This is a genomic window from Prevotella sp. oral taxon 475, assembly GCF_018127805.1.
Classification (GTDB): Bacteria; Bacteroidota; Bacteroidia; order Bacteroidales; family Bacteroidaceae; genus Prevotella.
The window spans coordinates 1,587,945-1,607,638 of record NZ_CP072334.1 but is presented as its reverse complement, the minus strand read 5'-3'; the positions used below and the strand labels follow the sequence as shown (position 1 = coordinate 1,607,638).

The 19,694-nt window shown below is 51.4% G+C and carries 10 protein-coding genes and 1 tRNA gene; 4 read left to right on the top strand and 7 right to left on the bottom strand.

All coding sequences use genetic code 11. The features are described from left to right. Nucleotides 1–43: 43 nt before the first annotated feature. Entirely contained in the window at nucleotides 44–1,135 is a 1,092-nt protein-coding gene (locus tag J5A66_RS06345) for an aldose epimerase family protein (protein WP_211789829.1), read from the bottom strand. Between the two features lie 249 nt (nucleotides 1,136–1,384). Between J5A66_RS06345 and J5A66_RS06340 the strand changes: the two genes are divergently transcribed. Continuing rightward, a tRNA-Gln gene (locus J5A66_RS06340) sits at nucleotides 1,385–1,458 on the top strand. A 384-nt stretch (nucleotides 1,459–1,842) separates the two neighbouring features. On the opposite strand, the gene uvrA is transcribed toward J5A66_RS06340, so the two are convergent. From uvrA to J5A66_RS06320, 4 genes are all read right to left on the bottom strand, one after another. Next, complete coding sequence (gene uvrA, locus J5A66_RS06335; RefSeq protein ID WP_211789828.1) at nucleotides 1,843–4,686, bottom strand: excinuclease ABC subunit UvrA; 2,844 nt, start codon at nucleotides 4,684–4,686, stop codon at nucleotides 1,843–1,845. A gap of 244 nt (nucleotides 4,687–4,930) precedes the next feature. Further along, nucleotides 4,931–6,394, bottom strand: coding sequence for an SLC13 family permease (locus J5A66_RS06330; protein WP_211789827.1), 1,464 nt, complete (start codon nucleotides 6,392–6,394; stop codon nucleotides 4,931–4,933). A gap of 173 nt (nucleotides 6,395–6,567) precedes the next feature. After that, entirely contained in the window at nucleotides 6,568–7,731 is a 1,164-nt protein-coding gene (locus J5A66_RS06325) for a YncE family protein (RefSeq protein WP_211789826.1), read from the bottom strand. 50 nt (nucleotides 7,732–7,781) lie between these two features. Beyond that, nucleotides 7,782–9,779 (bottom strand): TonB-dependent receptor, encoded by a 1,998-nt coding sequence (locus J5A66_RS06320; protein ID WP_211789825.1) that lies wholly within the window; start codon nucleotides 9,777–9,779, stop codon nucleotides 7,782–7,784. 294 nt (nucleotides 9,780–10,073) lie between these two features. Between J5A66_RS06320 and J5A66_RS06315 the strand changes: the two genes are divergently transcribed. Beyond that, complete coding sequence (locus J5A66_RS06315) at nucleotides 10,074–11,603, top strand: DUF4301 family protein (protein ID WP_211789824.1); 1,530 nt, start codon at nucleotides 10,074–10,076, stop codon at nucleotides 11,601–11,603. A 615-nt stretch (nucleotides 11,604–12,218) separates the two neighbouring features. On the opposite strand, the gene nifJ is transcribed toward J5A66_RS06315, so the two are convergent. Both nifJ and J5A66_RS06305 read right to left on the bottom strand, forming a co-directional pair. Next, nucleotides 12,219–15,794, bottom strand: a complete 3,576-nt coding sequence (gene nifJ / locus J5A66_RS06310; RefSeq protein WP_211789823.1) for a pyruvate:ferredoxin (flavodoxin) oxidoreductase — start codon at nucleotides 15,792–15,794, stop codon at nucleotides 12,219–12,221. Nucleotides 15,795–15,878: 84 nt separating this feature from the next. Continuing rightward, the gene (locus J5A66_RS06305) at nucleotides 15,879–17,066 is read right to left on the bottom strand and encodes an ATP-binding protein (RefSeq protein WP_211789822.1); all 1,188 of its coding nucleotides are present in this window, start codon (nucleotides 17,064–17,066) and stop codon (nucleotides 15,879–15,881) included. 574 nt (nucleotides 17,067–17,640) lie between these two features. Between J5A66_RS06305 and J5A66_RS06300 the strand changes: the two genes are divergently transcribed. Both J5A66_RS06300 and J5A66_RS06295 read left to right on the top strand, forming a co-directional pair. Then, nucleotides 17,641–18,348: a cell division ATP-binding protein FtsE gene (locus J5A66_RS06300; RefSeq protein ID WP_211789821.1), complete on the top strand. Its 708-nt coding sequence runs from the start codon at nucleotides 17,641–17,643 to the stop codon at nucleotides 18,346–18,348. A gap of 6 nt (nucleotides 18,349–18,354) precedes the next feature. Beyond that, nucleotides 18,355–19,683 carry an aspartate kinase gene (locus tag J5A66_RS06295; protein ID WP_211789820.1) on the top strand — a complete coding sequence of 443 codons (1,329 nt, stop codon included), beginning with the start codon at nucleotides 18,355–18,357 and terminating at the stop codon, nucleotides 19,681–19,683. Nucleotides 19,684–19,694: the final 11 nt, after the last annotated feature.

Genomic DNA, 19,694 nt, shown 5'->3' with positions numbered 1-19,694 from the left:
GAGTAATCGTAAAATGTTTTTAGTTAAGAATAATGGCTCTTCTTTAGGCTTGAACGCCAAATTTATAAATGGTTTTTTGTTTGTATTGTTCGTCGGGATTCAGTATCACTGAGGGGAAATAAGGATGGTTCGGCGTGTCGGGGAAGTGCTGTGCTTCAAAGCAGATTCCGCTTCTTCGTGGGAAGGTTGCCCCGTTCTGACCTTTATATCCGTCTGCCCAGTTGTCGGTATAGAGTTGTACACCTGGCTCCGTGGTGAAAACCTCCATCGTTCGGCCTGTTGTCGGCTCTACGATTCGGGCTGCAAAACTCAGTTCGCCCTCCTCTTTCTTGTTCAGTACAAAACAGTGATCGTATCCTGCGCCATGTCTGATCTGCTCGTGGTCGGCTTCGATGTCTTGCCCAATAGGTTTAGGTTTTCTGAAATCGAACGGTGTGTTTTCCACTAAGCGAATTTCACCGGTGGGAATGCTCACCTCGTCGATGGGGAGATAATAATCTGCATTGATTTCACATTGAAGATTCTCAATGGTGGGAGTGGGATTTGCAATACCTGTTAAGGAGAAAAAACCGTGACTTGTGAGGTTAATGACCGTCTTCTTGTTTGTTTTGGCCATGTAGTCTATCACCAATTCGTTGTTATCGGTAAAGGTATAAATCACCGTTACTTTCACTTCGCCCGAGAAGCCTTCTTCTCCATAAGCACTAATATAGTTCAACACCACTGTATTTTCATTCATCTGCAAAGCATCCCAAACCTTAGCGTTGAATCCTTTCTTACCGCCGTGTAGCGAGTTGGGCCCATTGTTGATGGGTAGCTGATACTCTTTGCCATGCAGTTGAAATTTCCCTCGTGCGATTCGATTGCCATACCGCCCGATAAGCGTTGAGAGGTAAGGTTCGGGCGAATGAATCACATCTTGGATGTTGTCATGTCCTTGAATCACGTTGGCCAGCTTTCCATCTCTGTCTGGCACCATAATAGCGACCAAGGCTCCTCCGTAATTGGTGATTGCCACTTCGTTTCCTTGTTGATTACGGAGAATATACAATTCTGTTTCCTTTCCGTTGATGCTTGTCTGAAAATCCTCAGGTTTCAGTCCGCATACATTTTGTCCTTTATTTGTGTTCGTCATAAAATAAAGTTTTTTAGTTATATAGCTTGCAAAGTAAACGAAAAAAAATGAACACGACAAATATAAGCATAAGAAAAGCCGGAGTTGCTTGTTAAAAATATTCAAACAAAAAGGATCCTTTATACGTTATTGTAGAGCGTTCTTCTTTTTGAACTTCGCGAATAAAAAAAGGATCTTTTTGTTTGTTGTTCAAAAAAGATATAGTACCTTTGCATCGCAATTCAGTCATAAAAGGACAATTGCTCACATTGGGATATGGTGTAATGGTAACACTACAGATTCTGGTCCTGTCATTCTTGGTTCGAGTCCGAGTATCCCAACCATCAAAGACATCTTCCTAAAAGGGAGATGTCTTTTTTTTGATTTTATTATTTATAAAAGATTGCTCGCCAATGCTACTGAACTGTTCAGAACGGCCAGGGAGGCCAAAATGGGGCTACTGAACTGTTCAGAACGGCCGCGGAGACTAAAATGGTGCTACTGAACTGTTCAGAACGACCGCGGAGGCCAAAATGATGCTACTGAACTGTTCAAAACGATCAGGGAGACCAAAATGGTGCTACTGAACTGTTCAGTAGGGCCACGGAGACAAAAATGGTGTTACTGAACTGTTCAGTAACACCACTATCCCCCACTTAGAATGCTTTCTATGGAGGCGAGAGCGTGTCGATGTCATGAAGACACAGAGGCCTATTCACCCATCTTGTTCATACGTTATCCGATGCTGACCCATGATCGATGAGATGGGATTGGAGATACTTCCCGGTGATGCTTTCGGGGCAGGCGGCAAGGGCTTCGGGAGTACCGGCAAAGATGAGGTTGCCGCCGCCGTCTCCGCCATCGGGCCCGAGGTCGATGACATGGTCGGCCGAAAGGATGACATCCATGTTATGCTCAATGACCAGCACGGAATGCCCGCGAGAAATCAGCGCGCTCATGGCCTCGAGCAGGCGACGGATGTCGTGGAAATGCAATCCGGTGGTAGGCTCGTCGAAGATGAAGAGCGTGGGTGCGGCTTTCTCCTGTGCGATGAAGTAGGCCAGTTTCACCCGTTGGTTCTCGCCGCCGGAGAGGGTGGAAGAGTTTTGCCCGAGTTTGATGTATCCCAGTCCCACGTCTTCGAGAGGTTGCAGGCGAGCGGCGATGGCAGATTGCCGGTGGGTGGAAAAGAAGCCGATGGCCTCGCTGACGGTCATATTGAGCACGTCGTTGATATTTTTTTCCTTGTATCGCACGTCGAGCACCTCGCGTTTGAATCGCTCGCCGTGGCAGCTTTCGCACTCGAGCACGAGGTCGGCCATGAACTGCATCTCCACTGTTACTACGCCGGCCCCTTTGCACTCTTCGCATCGGCCGCCCTCGGTATTGAAGGAGAAATGTTGCGCCGAGAGGCCCAACTGCTGTGCCAGGGGTTGCGAGGCGAAGAGCTGGCGGATGGGTTCGTAGGCTTTGACGTAGGTGGCGGGATTGGAGCGGGTGCTTCTGCCGATAGGATTCTGGTCGACGAATTCGACGCGTTCGATCTTATCGGTATCGCCCGAGAGGCGGATGAAATCGCCGGGTGCATCGGCCACGTCGCCCAGGAGTCGTTTCAAGGCGGGGTAGAGAATGCCTTTGACGAGTGTCGACTTGCCCGACCCACTCACGCCCGTCACCACGGTGAGCACGTTGAGGGGGAATTGCACGTCGATGCCGCGCAGATTGTTCATCCGTGCACCTTCCACCTCGATAAAGAGGTTCCAGGGGCGGCGACCGGATGCGGGAGGCGTGATTTTCTCTGCTCCCGAGAGATAGGCCACGGTATGACTGCGAGGGTATTCCCGGGAGGCATTCGTAGAGAGTTGGGCGGGGGATCCTTCGAAGACGATTTCGCCGCCGAGCCTACCGGCATCGGGGCCGACGTCGATGAGATGGTCGGCTTGGCGAAGAATCTCCTCGTCGTGCTCTACTACGACGACGGTGTTGCCGATGGCGACGAGATGGCGCAGAACGTCGATGAGTCGATGGGTGTCGCGACTGTGCAGACCGATGCTCGGCTCGTCGAGGATGTAGAGTGAGCCCACGAGCGAACTGCCCAAGGAGGTGGTCAGCTGGATGCGCTGGCTTTCGCCGCCGCTGAGCGTGTTGGAGGGGCGGTTGAGGGTGAGGTAGTGCAGACCGACGTCGAGGAGGAATTGCAGACGGGTGTTGATTTCGGTAAGCAGTCGGTCGGCAATTCGTGCATCGTTGCCTTCGAGTTGCAGCTGTGAGAACCACGTCTTGAGTTTCCCGATGGGCATCTCCACGAGGTCGGCGATGCACATTCCGCCCACTTTCACCCAGGCGGCCTCTTTTCGCAGGCGTGTGCCGTTGCAGTCGGGGCAGAGGGTTTTTCCGCGAAAGCGGTTCAGCATCACGCGGTATTGAATCTTGTACAGATTCTCCTTGACCATGCGGAAGAAGGCATCGATGCAGATTTGGTCGGACGGGTCGAGTTTTTTCTCCGAGGGGAGTCCGTGCCAGAGCATGTCTTTCTCCCGGCGTGAGAGTTCGTGGTAGGGTTTGAAGATGGGAAAGTTGTCCTGGGCGGCTCTGCGGCAGAACTCGTCTTTCCAAACGCCCATCTTATCGCCGTTCCAGCATCGCACGCAGCCTTCGTAGACGCTGAGCGAGGTGTTGGGTACGACGAGGGCCTCGTCGATGCCGATCACCTTGCCGAAACCTTCGCACGTGGGGCAGGCTCCGAGCGGGGAGTTGAAGGCGAAGAGATTCTCGGTGGGTTCTTCGAAGGTGAGACCGTCGGCCTCGAAGCGGGTCGAGAATTCGTAGGCGATGTTCGAGGGCAGGAATACCAGTCGGCAGGCTCCATGACCCTCGTATAGGGCTGTTTCTGCCGAGTCGGACAGACGCGAGATGTATTCGCTCGTATCGTCTATGGCGAGGCGGTCGATGAGTAGGAAAAGGTCGGCTACCTCGGTGGTTTCGGCCGACGGCGTGGCCAGAAAATCGTCTATTCGAATGAAGTCGCCCTTGTGCCAGAGTCGGGCGTAACCCTCTTGCATGGCCATTTCCAGTTGTTTTCTCAGCGTGCGACCTTCGGGAATGAGAATCGGGGCGAGCACGACGAATCGTGTTCCCTTCGAGTAGCTGCGGGTGCAAGCGATGAGGTCTTCAGTGGTGTGTTTCTTCACTTCGCAGCCCGAGAGGGGCGAGTAGGTCTTGCCGATGCGGGCGAAGAGGAGTCGGAGATATTCGTAGATTTCGGTTGCTGTCCCCACGGTGGAGCGCGGGTTGCGTGTGTTGACCTTTTGCTCGATGGCGATGGCGGGTGGCAAACCTTTAATGAAGTCGCACTCGGGCTTGTTCATATTGCCCAGAAATTGCCGTGCGTAGGCCGAGAGCGACTCTACATACCGTCTCTGTCCCTCTGCGTAGAGGGTGTCGAAGGCCAACGACGACTTGCCCGAACCGCTCACGCCTGCAATGGCCACCAGTTTGTTTTGCGGAATGTCAACGTTGATGTTTTTGAGGTTGTTCACTCGGACGCCTCTCAATTCTATGTATTTCTCCATACGTTTCTGTCTTTTTTGCGGGGCCAAAGTTACGGCTTTTTGGCAAAATGGCCAAGTCCCCCTCTGTTGGAGAGATAAGTTCCCTAAGTTAGGGGTTTGTTCACTGATTCTTGACCAAAAATGGTAGGCGATAAGCTTTGTTTCACTCATTTTTTTGGCGATCCAAGGCTTTGGAAAATGAAAATCGGCAAACCTGTCTGTGCCGACGGTTTGCCGATTTCATATATGAAGAGCGGATGAGTCTTTAAATGAGCCCCGCTTTCCCGATAAAGAAGAGAAGGAGATAACCCAACATCAAACCGATGAGACCTACCGAGAGTCCGATTTTCATCATTTCGTTCTGGTGAACCAGTCCCGTAGAGTGGGCAATGGCGTTGGGCGGTGTACTGATGGGCAGACACATCGCCGTAGAGGCTGCGATGGCAATACCGATGAGCACGGTGGGTGTACCGCCGATACCTGCCAGACTCTCACCCATACCTTTGCACACTACGGCGAGGATGGGAACGAGCAGAGCAGCCGTGGCTGTGTTGGAAATGAAGTTGGAGAGGATGTAACAGATGGCTCCCGAGATGAGGAGAATGACTACCGGCGACCACGAGCCGAAGGGGATGCTCTCGATGGCGCGTTCGGCCAGTTTCGACTCGTTCAGAGCCAGTCCCAGGGCAAATCCGCCGGCCACCATCCAAATGACGCTCCAGTTGATGTCTTGCAGGTCTCTTGCGTTGACGATTCCCGCCAAGGCGAACACGGCAATGGGTAGCATCGCCACCGTGTTGGCTCCCACGCCCGTGAATTTGTCAAACATCCAAAGCAGGACTGTCAGAATGAAGGTGACGGCCACCACCGTCGTTCGCCAACCGCGCTGAACACTTCCTTCGATGTTCAGTTCGATGGTCTTTTTCTTAAAAGGGAAGAATTTTTTCAGCAGAAACCATCCGATGAGCAGCAGCAATAGGGTGAGCGGCAACATGAAGGCCATCCACTGACCGAAACCGAGCCCGAGGTTGAGTCCGTTGGGGTCGTTGAGATATTTTAGAGCAATGGCATTGGGAGGCGTACCGATGGGCGTCCCCATTCCGCCGATGTTGGCAGCGATCGGAATGGCCAGCGTCAGGGCCACGCGCCCCTTTCCCTCGGGCGGCAGAGCCTTGAATACAGGCGTGAGAAAGGTGAGCATCATAGCTGCTGTGGCCGTGTTGGAAACGAACATCGAGAAGCCACCGGTGATGAGAATGAAGCCCAATAGGACGTATTCCGACCGAGTGCCAAAAGGTTTGAGCAACGTTCGGGCTAAGAATACGTCCAATCCGGATTTGGTGGCGGCGATGGCCAGAATGAATCCACCCAGGAAGAGAATGATGATGGGGTCGGCAAAGGTGGCCATGAGGGCTCCGTGATCTAGGAGTTCGGCTTTGTCGATGCCCGACCTGAAGAAAAGGAAAGCGTTGTCTGAGGTAGTGAAGAGCAGGGCACCGATCAAGGTCACCGAGGTGGCCCAGGAGGGAATGGCCTCTGTCACCCAAAGAATCGTGGCGAAGGCGAAGATGGCGATGACGCGCTGCTGAATCACAGTGAGCCCGTCGATGCCGAAGGCCGTCGAGGGCAGATTCCACAAAATGGCGGTGATGATCATGGCCACTACAAAGAGGGTGAACTTAGTTACGTGGAAACGTTCACTCAGGGTGTGTCTTTTTTCGTTAGACATAATTGTTATTGTTTAGGGGTTCATGTATATCACAAGCAAAGTTATCGATTTTTTCTTTTTCGCAAAAGATTCCTTTTCAATAATGCATTTGTTTGGTGCCGGCGTAGGGGTACGTCGGCACCAAATGGGGTAGTTACGCGTCGGCTGTTACAAACGCATCCGGTCAAATGGGATTAGGGCTTATAGAGAAAGACGGCATGACCGGGGATGTCGCCCGTGGAGACTTTGTAGTCGAAAGTTCCGTCGGCGTGGAAGTGCAACAGTTCGCCGCTTGAGATAAAATCCTTGGCATCCATGAGGTAGAAGTCGCGGCGGAGGGGATTCACGATGATACCGTAGGGCATGGTAATGGCCGAGAATTCGGGCGAGGAGGAGAGGGTGTGAGCCACGATTCGGTGTGTCTGCACGTTGATGATGCCGGAGGAGAAGGTATAGCTGCCTGTGGCGTTGTTCCATTGCGCACCGTAGTAGTAGAGCGAATCGCCCACGATACACATCCCCGAGACGAGGGCTGGAAGACTGCCCGCAAGTTGCAGGTGCCCCGAACCATCTTTGTCGAGCCAGTGTAGACGAGCAGGCTGGTCGGCGTAGTTGCCGCGCGAACTTACCCAAACTTGTCCGTGTCGATCGACCTGACAGCGATGGAGGTTGATGTCGACATCAATCTTTCGACTCTCGCGAAACTCGTTGAGATCAATTTCGCTTACTGTTCGATCGTAAAGAGGATTGCGATAGCCGCCGCTATTGGCTACATAGAGACGATTGCCGACGACGCAGAGTTCTTCGGGTTGGTAGCCTACGACAAGTGAGTCTACCTTTTCCAGGGTCAGCGTGTCGATCCGGTACACTCGCCCAAGTTGTGAACCGTCTTTGAGAGGACCGGCGTAAGACGAGACGTAGGCAAACCGACCGTGAAAGGCGATGGACCGACCGTTGGGAATCTGTACCTGACCGATGCGCCGACAATTGCTGGCCATGGCTACTTCCACTTTGTTGGAGGCGTTGATGACCATCCACAGCCGACTGCCATAGATTTGAATATCCTGTCCCACGTCGCCCAGTTCTTTCACCACCTTGGGGTTGCGTTCGACGTAGATGTTTCGCTGATAGCGTATTGTTGGGTGCAGTCCCGATAGGTCGAGAAAGTCGACGGAAGCTTTGTTGCTGCCCATGTTTCCTTCGTTCAGTACGTAAAGGCCTAAGATTTTACCGGGTGTAGCCTTCTGGCCTGTGTCATTTGTTTCGGAGGGAACGATAAGATCGTCCTTGCGGCAAGAGCCCATCATGGCGGTAACGAACAAGACAATGGCGAGGGGAATAAAAAAGTTTTTTCTCATTGTTTTATTTCTATTTTAGAGGTTGTCATTTCTCAAATGAATGAGTTTACTTATAGATTCACATCGAGCGAGAAACCAAAGTTGCGCTGCGGCATGGGATAGTTTAGAATTACGTCATAATCCTGATTCAAGAGATTGTTCACCTCGGCAGTGAATTTCCAACGTGTGGTGCGCCATCGAAAGGCGCAGGTCAGTGAGAGATCGCTTGTGTACCACGCCGGCATGTAGTTGTAGGCCGTATTCTCCGGTTGGTTATATCGCTCGCCAGTGTAGATGAAACTGTAGTTCAGCGTCCAGCCTTTCCACGTCGTAGTAATAATGGCCGACCCACTGTGCCAGGGAATATAGGGAATTTGATGGCGATAGTAGGAAGCGGAGGACGAACTCATGTCTTGTGCCTGTTGATAGGTGTATTGTAGTCGGGTGGTGAGGGTCAGATCGGAACAAGGCTTGACAGCGATTTCTCCCTCGGCATCGACGCCTGTGATATGAACCCGTCCGAGATTCAACATTGTCCACCGAAACTGTTGTCCTTTAGGATAAGCTACAATCTTTCCGTGAACGGTGTTGTAGTAGACATCAGTTTGCAAACGAAGATGCTTCCAAAAGATGTGACGAAGAGGTTGATCAAGCAGACAACCTATATTGTACTGAATAGCTGTCTCGGGTTCCAACCGCGCATTGCCTATCTCGGCATAATACAAATCGTTGAACGTGGGCATCCGAAAACTCTTCTTGGCAAAGGCCCGGAGTGAGAATGTGCGTCCCATTAGGGGATAAAACCCAACGAAGAGAGCTGGTGTGAGTGTGCGGATGATTTTCTGCTCGGTCAGCGTTCGGGTGTGATCTTTGACTAAGCTACCCAGAAGCGATGCTTGCCATTTGAGTCTTCCGCAGTCGGCCGCCATAGCCAACGCAAGCAAGTGACTCCATCGATGGGGGAAGACAAACTGCGGCACGTCAGCTCGGAGTTGATTCCAACGCAGATCGTAGCTCAGATTTGCCGACCAGTTCCGGCGCACTTCATACACGTTTGCTACCGATACGTATGCCTCTTGCTGCCGATAGGTGTTATTCACCAGCAATTGCGTCTCGTCGTTGTTGCGGTAGTGTGTGTGATAATAGGCATATTTTGCCAAAAGCTGCGTTGAGAATTGTTCTCCAAAACTTTTTTGCAACCGCGCCTGCGTAAAATGGTTATGGTCGTTTTGACGTTCGCCGCGTCGCCAAACGTTGTTCACGATGGCGCCGGGAATGCCTCGTCCCGAGTTGTAGCTGTAGGCTTTCACGCTCCAGCTTCCCTGCGAGAACAGTCCGTAGAGATTTCCTTCAACTCTGAAAGCCCAGATGTCGCCGTTCTGTCGAATGGCCGTGGTGTCGTAGGCCACCGTCCCGTCTGTGTTGCGCCGGCAATAGCGAAAGCGATATTTGCCGCTGGAGCTGAGCACCTCGGCATTGAGCGACGAACAAAATCCGCCTCGCAGTCGGCTCTCCCAAAGCGTTGAGAACCGATAGGTGTCGCTCGAGGCCTGTTTCAGTCTTAGTCTGAGATGATTGGATTTGCCAAAAGCGAATCGCGGCATGCGCGTCCGGATATACACCGAACCGGCATTACCGAAATCGGCGGCTGGCTGAAAAATGGCACTTTTCTGTCCGTTATAAAGTGTGATTTCTTCAACGTTGTCCAACGAGAACTGCCCGAGGTCTACCTGTCCGTTCTGTGCGTTGCCCAGTTCGATACCGTCGTAGAACACGCCCAGATGATGGGTGCCCATGCTTCGGATGTTCACCGTTTTGAGTCCGCCCACGCCACCATAATCTTTCAGTTGTAGACCAGAGAAATATCTCAGCGCATCGGCCACGCCATGAGTATTGAGTCGCTCCAAGGCCTCACCCGAGAGTTTTTGCGACGGGAGGGTTTCGCGAAATGTGTTTTTAGAAGTCACCACCACCTCGTCTACCTGCCGCACAGAGTCGGCGGTGAGCCGTCTCTCGTTTTCCTGTGCAGCTCCGACTTTTATAAGGCAAGTCAGGCCCAAGAGCATCATGATTCTTTTGTAGCTATAGAACATAGGATTGCCAATACGACTGCAAATGTAAGAAAAATAATCGATAAATCTTCAGTGGGAAGAGCGGGGCCTGTGCTGTGACGGAAGGGAAACGGTTAAGCCCCTCGTCAACTTGTCCCCTCGTCCCCTTGTTAACTTGTTAACTTGTCAACTTGTCCCCTTGTCAACTTTCTACTGTGGTTTTGCCGGTTACGGATTTTATCCTTAACTTTGGGACGCATTAAAGAATCGATGAACCTTTAAGAATAGACAATAGAAATCAATCACTCAAATATGCTATCACAACAAGATCTACAACAAATCGCCGCATTGGGCATCTCGCCAGCCGAGGTGGAGCGGCAACTGCAACAGCATCGTCAAGGATTCCCTTATCTGCGTTTGCGGGCGGCGGCATCGGTGGGCAATGGTATTATGGCACCCACCGAAAGTCAGCGTGCGCACTACATCAGTGCCTGGAATCGATACAAAGACGAGAGACATCGAATCGTGAAGTTTGTGCCGGCATCAGGCGCGGCCAGTAGGATGTTCAAGGATTTGTTCGCCTTTCTCGAGGCCGACTATGACGAGCCGACCACCGATTTCGAGAAAGAATTTTTTGAACAACGTCGTGGATTTGCTTTCCGAAAAGAACTCTGCCGGGTGTGCAAGCGCGACATGCAGGCCAGTGTCTGCTCGTTGGTAGAGGCGGGCCGATACAAGGATGTGGTGCGAGAGTTGCTCGGTGCGGAGGGGCTCAACTACGGAGCTCTGCCCAAAGGACTGCTGCTTTTCCACAGTTATGACGACGGCCCGCGCACGCCGCTCGAAGAGCATTTGGTGGAAGCTGCGCTCTATGCCGCTTCGGGCGGGGAGGCCAACGTGCACTTCACCGTTTCGCACGAACATCTGCCTCTTTTCCAGGCCAAGGTGGCCGAAAAGGTCGGCATCTATGAACGCACTTACGGCGTGCGCTTCAACGTCTCGTTTTCCGAGCAGAAATCCTCCACCGACACCCTCGCCGCCAATCCCGACCATACGCCTTTCCGGAACGAAGACGGAACGTTGCTCTTCCGACCCGGCGGACATGGTGCGCTCATTCAAAATCTGAACGAGGTGGAGGGCGATGTGGTCTTTATCAAGAATATCGACAACGTGGTGCCCGACCGTCTCAAGCCCGATACCGTCGTCTACAAGCAGCTCTTGGCCGGAATCCTTGTCGAATTGCAGCAACGCGCCTTTGGCTATCTCCGACTGCTCGACTCGGGTCGATGCTCCCGGCCGCAACTCGACGAGATGGCCCGTTTCCTCAACGACGATCTCTGTTGTCGTCGTGACGATACCCGATCGCTCACCGATGCCGAACTCTCTACCTATCTTCGTTCCAAGCTCAATCGCCCCCTGCGCGTATGCGGTGTGGTAAAGAATGTGGGTGAACCCGGCGGTGGTCCTTTCCTCATCGATGAGGCCGATGGGACGGTGAGTCTGCAAATTCTCGAGAGCAGCCAGATCGATAGTGCCAATGCCGATGCCATGCGTATGTTTCGCGAGGGCACGCACTTCAATCCCGTCGATTTGGTTTGCGGTCTGCGCAACTATCAGGGGCAGCCTTTCCACCTGCCCGATTTCGTCGATCCCGCCACGGGTTTCATCAGTTCGAAGAGCAAGAACGGAAGAACGCTCAAGGCACTCGAACTGCCGGGATTGTGGAACGGCGCGATGAGCCGTTGGAACACGATTTTTGTAGAAGTGCCGCTCTCTACGTTCAATCCCGTCAAGACGGTGAACGACTTGTTGCGCCCCGAACACCAATCAGTTTCCAATTGATCTTTGAATATCGAGGAGGAAGAGGAGGTTCTGAACAGTTCAGTAGCACCATTTTGGTCTCCGCGGCGGTTCTGAACAGTTCAGTAACACCATTTTGGTCTCCGCGGCGGTTTTGAACAGTTCAGTAGCCCCATTTTGGTCTCCGCGGTCGTTCTGAACAGTTCAGTAGCCCCATTTTGGTCTCCGCGGCGGTTCTGAACAGTTCAGTAGCCCCATTTTGGTCTCCGCGGCGGTTTTGAACAGTTCAGTAACACCATTTTGGTCTCCGCGGCGGTTTTGTAGGGTACAGTAGCACTATTTTTGCCTCCGCGGCGGTTTTGTAGGGTACAGTAACGCCATTTTTGCCTCCGCGACGATTTTGTAGGGTACAGTAACGCCATTTTTGCCTCCGCGGCGGTTTTGTAGGGTACAGTAGCGCCATTTTTGCCTCCGCGGCGGTTTTGTAGGGTACAGTAACGCCATTTTTTCCTCCGCGATGGTTTCGTAGGGTACAGTAGCTTCCGCAGATCTCGCTGCCTCCTCTGTCGTTGACAGAAAAACGTTCTACAAAAAAGGGAGATGCGCTCGTTAAGGCGCATCTCCCTTTGGTTGAGGGGGCGGGGACAAGACGTGGCGTTAGGCCGCAGACTCGTCCTCGTCTTTACTCCAATCTTCTTTCGACTTGCGAACGTAGCTCTTGTAGCGAAGTTTGGCCATCTCTTCGGCAGCCTTGAAGAGTTCTTCGGCTTCCTTGGGATAAGCTTTCTTCACGGAGAGATAACGCACCTCGCCCAGGAGGAAGTCGTGGAACTTCGTCCAGTCGGGCTCTTTCGAGTCGAGTGTGAAGGGGTTTTTGCCTTCGTCGGCCAACAGTGGGTTGTAACGCCATAAGTGCCAGTAGCCGGCAGCAACAGCGTTAGCCTCTTCGGCCTGACTCTTACCCATACCTGCCTTCAGTCCGTGGTTGATACAAGGTGCGTAGGCAATGATGAGCGATGGTCCGGGATAGGCCTCGGCCTCGCGAATAGCCTTGAAGGTCTGCGCTTGGTCGGCACCCATGGCTACCTGAGCCACATAAACGTAACCGTAGGTGGTGGCCATCAGTCCGAGGTCTTTCTTACGGATGCGCTTACCTTGGGCGGCAAACTGGGCGATGGCACCAAGAGGTGTCGACTTAGAGCTTTGTCCACCCGTGTTAGAGTAAACCTCTGTGTCGAGCACAAGGATGTTGACGTCTTCGCCCGAAGCAATCACGTGGTCCAGTCCGCCGTAACCGATGTCGTAAGAAGCACCGTCACCACCGATAATCCATTGCGAACGCTTAACGAGATAGTGGTCGAGCGTCTTCAGTTCGGCACAAGTCTCACAACCTTTGGCAGCACCTGCTTCGATAAGGGGTTTGAGTTTTGCACTCGAAACTTTCGAAGCGTCGGCGTCGTCTTTGGTGTTGAGCCATTCGGTGGCAGCTTCCTTCAACTCGGCAGACACCTTGTCGTTGGTCAAGAGGTCGGAAAGCAGCATCACGATGCGTTCGCGCATCTTTTTATTACCCAATGCCATACCCATACCAAACTCGCAGAAGTCTTCGAACAATGAGTTGTCGAAGGCAGGACCTTGACCAGCCTCGTTGGTGGTGTAAGGCGTCGAGGGGATAGAAGCGGAGTAGATAGACGAACAACCCGTGGCGTTGGCAATCATTTCGCGGTCGCCATAGAGTTGCGAAACAAGTTTCACGTAAGGCGTTTCGCCGCAACCTGCACAAGCTCCCGAGAATTCGAAGAGCGGCTGGGCAAACTGCGAGTTCTTCACATTGCTCTTAATGTCGATGAGATGTTGCTTGCTCTTCACGTTCTTAGCGAGGTAGTTCCAGTTGGAAATCTGCTGTTCGTCGTGCGTGAAGGGTACCATCGCCAATGCCTTACCGTTCTTGTTGCCCGGACAAACGTCGGCACAGTTGCCGCAACCCACGCAATCGAGTACGCTCACCTGGATGCGGAAGTTCATGCCGGCCATCGGCTTGGGAACTTTCATCTCGAGTGTCTTGTCCTCAAAGCCCTTCATCTCCTCCTCGTCGAGAACGAACGGACGGATACAAGCGTGAGGACAAACGTAGGCACACTTGTTACATTGAATACAGTTTTCGGCAGTCCATTCGGGGTTGAAGGCCTCAACGCCGCGCTTTTCGAAAGCCGAAGCTCCGTTGGTCATCGTACCGTCAACCATGTCGTAGCGTACGAAGTCGGACACTTTGAGCAAGTCGCCCGACTGACCGTTGATGGGACGTACAATCTCCTTGATGTATGCGGGTACGTCTTCCTCTTCTGCCACGGCATCATCGGCAAGGTTAGCCCAAGCAGGATCAACGGCAAGCGTTTTGTATTCGCCACCGCGGTCAACGGCTGCATAGTTCTTATCCACCACGTCTTGACCCTTATTGCCATACGATTTCACGATGAACTTCTTCATTTGCTCGATGGCCAAGTCTACGGGGATCACCTCTGTGATGCGGAAGAAAGCACTCTGCAAGATGGTGTTGGTGCGGTTGCCCAGCCCAATCTCTTGTGCAATCTTCGAGGCATTCATATAGTAAACGGTGATGTTGTTCTCGGCGAAGTAGCGTTTGATGCGGTTGGGGATGAATTTAACCAACTCGTCGCCCTCGAAGATGGTGTTCAACAAGAACGTACCGTTCTTTTGTAGACCGCGAATCACGTCGTACATGTTCAGGTAAGCCTGTACGTGGCAAGCCACGAAGTTGGGCGTGTTCACCTGATAAGTAGAGTGGATGGGCGAATCGCCGAAGCGAAGGTGCGAACAAGTGAAGCCACCCGACTTCTTCGAGTCGTAAGAGAAGTAGGCTTGACAGTGCTTGTTGGTGTTGTCGCCGATGATTTTCACCGAGTTTTTGTTGGCTCCAACAGTTCCGTCAGCACCCAATCCGTAGAACTTTGCCTCGAAAATCCCCTCGCTTCCCATCGGAATCTCGGGTACGGCAGGCAGCGAAGTAAATGTAACGTCGTCTACGATACCCACGGTGAAGTGGTTCTTGGGTTCAGTCAGTTCGAGATTGTTGAACACGGAGAGAATCTTCGCCGGTGTCGTGTCCGAAGAACCCAGTCCGTAACGTCCGCCAACGATGAGCGGTTTGTTCTCTACATCGTAGAAAGCACTCTTTACATCGAGGTACAGCGGTTCGCCTTCAGCACCCGGTTCTTTCGTGCGGTCGAGCACGGCAATACGTTTCACCGTCTTGGGAACGGCAGCCAACAGGTGCTTCACAGAGAAAGGACGGTACAGGTGAACCGAAATCATACCCACCTTCTTACCTTGCTTCATCTGATAGTCGATGGCTTCGCGGGCAGCTTCGGTAGCCGAACCCATCAAGATGATGATATTCTCGGCATCTTGTGCGCCATAATAAGAGAAGAGGTGGTATTCGCGGCCTGTTATTTCCGAAATCTTACCGAGGTATTCTTCAACCACCTCGGGAATGTTCTCGTAATATTGGTTACAAGCCTCACGGTGTGTGAAGAACGTTTCGGGGTTTTCGGCCGTACCGCGAGTAACGGGACGTTCGGGCGACAGCGCGCGATCGCGGAATCGCTTGATGTCTTCGGGGTTGACCAGCTTGGCAATCTCGTCTTGATCTATCAGTTCAATCTTCTGATATTCGTGAGAAGTGCGGAAACCGTCGAAGAAGTTGACGAAGGGAATGCTTGTGCGGAGCGTTGCCAAATGAGGAACAGCCGTGAGGTCCATCACCTCTTGTACCGAGCCCGAACAGAACATCGCAAAACCCGTTTGGCGGCAAGCCATCACGTCGGAGTGGTCGCCGAAGATACAAAGGGCGTGCGATGCGATGGCGCGAGCCGACACGTCGAACACGCAAGGCAGCATTTCGCCGGCAATCTTGTACATATTGGGGATCATCAGCAGCAAACCCTGCGATGCCGTAAAGGTGGTAGTCAGTGCGCCAGCTTGCAGCGAACCGTGCATAGCACCAGCCGCACCGCCTTCCGATTGCATTTCCTGAACCATTACCGTCTGCCCAAACAGGTTCTTTCTACCCCTTGCAGCCCACGTATCTACGTGCTCGGCCATAGGCGAAGACGGGGTGATGGGATAGATAGCAGCTACCTCGGAGAACATATAGCTCACGTGAGCAGCGGCCTCGTTACCATCACATGTGATAAACTTTTTTTCTTTTGCCATTTCAATAAAATATTAATTAATGTATTTGTATTTATAGATCATGTGTCATTCTATCGTCTTTCTCTGTGTGTCTGCCAGGCCCAATCAATACAAAAAGCCCAATAGCCACAGGGGAATTTTATGATCTTTTCCCACCTCTGTGTTGTATCGGGCGTAAATGATGTCGGGATTGTATCTGATTTTATTGGTGGTTTGCGCATCGCAAATGCGGAATTTCTTGTTTGCATCTACGAAATAGTACTGTTCTTTGTTAGCTTGATTCACCAGATGATCTTTCCATAGCGCATTGACAAAGAAGGTCTCCATCAGCATTTGCTCGTCTGCCACAATGGGATAGATGGCATACAGCAGATTAGGATTCTGCATCATGATGCGCGAGGGCTTTTTGGGAAACTCTTCTCCCACAGGATACAGCATATTGATGAGGCGTGCGTCGGCCAGATATTTGATATAGTTCATCACCGTGGCGCGACTTGTCTCGATATCTAATGCCAACTGACTGATGTTAGGAGCTTTCGTGGGGCTGAGCGACAACAAGTAGAACAGCTTCTTTATTTTCGTGAGATATTTTAAGTCTATCTGTTTGATGAGCAGAATATCCACCTCGGTCATCATGTTCATCGTCTTGAGCAGGTTCTCCGAAAAGTTGCGTTGCTCCAAGAAGAAAGGGTAGAAGCCATGGTGGATATAGTCTTTAAAGTATTTCAAAGGGCTCACGATGGGCAGAATCTCTTTGACAATCTGCTCGTGGTGGGCGAGAATCTCGTTCAGCGTATAGGGCTTGAAATGACTGCCGACCTGCAGATTGAGATACTCTCTGAATGAAAATCCGCGTAAGTTATAGCTCTTGACGATGCCGTTCAGCTCGGGATTCTCGTCTTTAAGTCGCATTACGCTCGATCCGGTGAAGACGATTTTCAGTTTCGGATACCGGTCATAACACTTCCTTAGCTCTCTGCTCCAGTTGGGTTGTTTAAAAACCTGATCGATGAGTAACACCTTTCCGCCGCGGGCCACAAAGTCGGCAGCAAAGTCGGCAATGCCTCTGCATTGGAAATAGAAGTTGTTCATGTTGATGTAAAGGCACTGTCGATCTGTCGGGCCAAACATTTCTTTGGCATATTGCAGCAGAAACGTGGTTTTTCCCACGCCGCGTGTACCCTTCACGCCAATCATACGGTCGTTCCAATCTATCTCATCCATCAGGGTGCGACGCAATGTAGCATGGGTATGCTCCACAAGATAGGTATGGGTACGAAAGAAAGCCTCCATCTTTATTGCTGCTTCTATTTGCTGTTAAACCGTTGCAAAGGTAGTGGTTAATTCTCTAATTTGCAAACTCTATATTACAAAATGTGTATTTACCCCTCATTATTTTTAGGTATGAACCCGGAAAAACAAATGTCAAGACATCTTTCTTGAAAAATAGAACGGAACAGAAAGAAACGGAGACGCTCTACACCGGCTTTCCATTCTCTTGTTTTTTGTGTTGCATTTTCTTAGCTTTTGCAGGGCATTTTCTTAGCTTTTGCAGGGCGTTTTCTTAGCTTTTGAAGTGCAAAAACTAAGCTTTTGAAAGGTGGTTGATAAAACCGTTGAATATCAACGGATTGCAAAGGTGGGGAAAAAGATTGAAGAGGTCTTCTTAATGGGTACTGTTTTGCCATTTGTCGATGGAAAGAAGAGAGAGATAAGGGCAGTAAAGGCGTTCTGAGGCGAGACATTCCATTTTGTAAGTCTTTTGTAGAGAGGAATCGAAAGAAAAACACTAACTTTGCAGGCAATGTGCAATGCGCAGACATCGACTGCGCAACAGGTTTGGAAAACGAATGTAAATGTATGTTCTATGTTGATAGACTATAAAAATGTAACCGTGTGTCAAGACGATAAAGTGGTGCTCGAGGGCGTGGATTTCCATGTCGACGAGGGCGAATTTGTCTATCTCATCGGAAAGGTGGGGTCGGGAAAGAGTTCGCTACTCAAAACCACTTATTGCGAATTGGATATTGCTGACGACGCAGCAGACAAGGCGGAGGTGCTGGGACGCAATCTCAAGGCCCTCAAACGCAAAGAGGTGCCTGCATTGCGAAGGGAGATGGGCATCATCTTTCAGGATTTTCAGTTGCTGCACGACCGCAGCGTGCATGCCAATCTGCTCTTCGTGTTGCAGTCTACAGGTTGGAAAAACAAGGCTGAGGCAGAAGAACGTATCGAAAAAGTGCTGACCGACGTGGGGATGTTGGATCACAAACACCGCATGCCCTACGAGCTCTCGGGCGGCGAACAACAGCGCATCGCCATTGCGAGAGCAGTGCTCAATCAGCCGAAAATCATCCTTGCCGACGAGCCCACCGGCAATTTAGACGGAGAAACGGCTGCTAACATCGTGAGTTTGCTGCGCGACATCGCCCATACGGGTACAGCCGTGGTGATGTCTACGCACAATATCGGTTTGATGAGTCGTTTTCCGGGCGTTGTCTATCAGTGTGCAGACGGGCAGGTGAAGGATGTTACCGCAACATATAGTAAAATAGAATTGGAGGAGGAAGGATAAATGCTTATGAAAGTAATGAAATTCGGAGGCACTTCAGTAGGTTCGCCCGAACGAATGAAGAATGTTGCCTCGCTCGTCACAGCGTCGGGAAAGCCCACTTTTGTGGTTCTTTCGGCCATGTCGGGCACAACCAATTCGCTGGTAGAGGTGTCCGACTATTTGTATAAGAAGAATCCAGAAGGTGCCAACGAAGTGATCAATCAGCTCGAAAAGAAATACATGCAACATGTGGGCGAACTGTTGGCTACCGATGAGTGGCAGGCGAAAACTCGAGAGTTTCTCGCTGAAGAGTTCAACTTTTTGCGGTCGTTCACCAAAGATCTCTTCACGAGTTTCGAAGAGAAGACCATTGTGGCCCAGGGTGAGGTGATCAGTACCCGTATGATGGTGAACTATCTGCAAGAGCAGGGTGTGAAGGCGGTGTTGCTCGACGCGCTCGACTTCATGCGCACCGATAAGAATTCCGAACCCGACCTCTCTTTCATCCGCGAACATCTTTCCCATCTGATGGAAGCGCATTCCGGACAGCAAATCTATATCACTCAGGGGTTCATTTGCCGCAATGCGTATGGCGAAATAGACAATCTGCAACGCGGTGGGTCTGATTATACGGCCTCGCTCATTGGTGCGGCCCTTCCCGCAGAGGAAATTCAGATTTGGACAGACATAGATGGCATGCACAACAACGATCCGCGTGTGGTGGAAAAAACCGAAGCCGTGCGACAATTGAATTTCGAGGAGGCTGCCGAACTGGCCTATTTCGGTGCGAAAATCTTGCATCCCACCTGTGTGCAACCCGCTAAATATGCCGGAATTCCCGTCCGTCTCAAAAACACAATGGACCCGCAGGCCGAGGGAACGCTCATCGACAACGAAATCGAACATGGGAGAATCAAGGCAATTGCTGCGAAAGACAACATCACGGCCATCAAAATCAAATCCAGCAGAATGTTGTTGGCAACGGGATTTTTGAGAAAGGTGTTCGAAATATTCGAGAGTTATCAAACGCCGATCGACATGATTGCCACCTCGGAGGTAGGCGTGTCGATGAGCATCGACAACGATTCGCACGTGGGTGAGATTGTAGACGAACTGAAGAAGTATGGAACCGTCAGCGTAGATGCCGATATGTGCATTGTCTGCGTTGTGGGAGACTTAGATTGGAACAATGTAGGCTTCGAGACATGGGCCTTGGATGCGATGAAAAGCATTCCGGTAAGAATGATTTCTTATGGTGGTTCCAACTACAATATCTCGTTTCTCATCCGCAAGGAAGACAAGCAACGCGCTTTGCAGAGCCTGAGCGACGTGCTGTTTGAACATGAACACAAATGAAAAACGGCGGA

Coding starts and splice junctions, on each gene's coding strand:
- J5A66_RS06345 (WP_211789829.1), bottom strand. CDS start 1,135: ATGACGAACACAAATAAAGGACAAAATGTATGCGGACTGAAACCTGAG.
- uvrA (WP_211789828.1), bottom strand. CDS start 4,686: ATGGAGAAATACATAGAATTGAGAGGCGTCCGAGTGAACAACCTCAAA.
- J5A66_RS06330 (WP_211789827.1), bottom strand. CDS start 6,394: ATGTCTAACGAAAAAAGACACACCCTGAGTGAACGTTTCCACGTAACT.
- J5A66_RS06325 (WP_211789826.1), bottom strand. CDS start 7,731: ATGAGAAAAAACTTTTTTATTCCCCTCGCCATTGTCTTGTTCGTTACC.
- J5A66_RS06320 (WP_211789825.1), bottom strand. CDS start 9,779: ATGATGCTCTTGGGCCTGACTTGCCTTATAAAAGTCGGAGCTGCACAG.
- J5A66_RS06315 (WP_211789824.1), top strand. CDS start 10,074: ATGCTATCACAACAAGATCTACAACAAATCGCCGCATTGGGCATCTCG.
- nifJ (WP_211789823.1), bottom strand. CDS start 15,794: ATGGCAAAAGAAAAAAAGTTTATCACATGTGATGGTAACGAGGCCGCT.
- J5A66_RS06305 (WP_211789822.1), bottom strand. CDS start 17,066: ATGGAGGCTTTCTTTCGTACCCATACCTATCTTGTGGAGCATACCCAT.
- J5A66_RS06300 (WP_211789821.1), top strand. CDS start 17,641: ATGTTGATAGACTATAAAAATGTAACCGTGTGTCAAGACGATAAAGTG.
- J5A66_RS06295 (WP_211789820.1), top strand. CDS start 18,355: ATGAAAGTAATGAAATTCGGAGGCACTTCAGTAGGTTCGCCCGAACGA.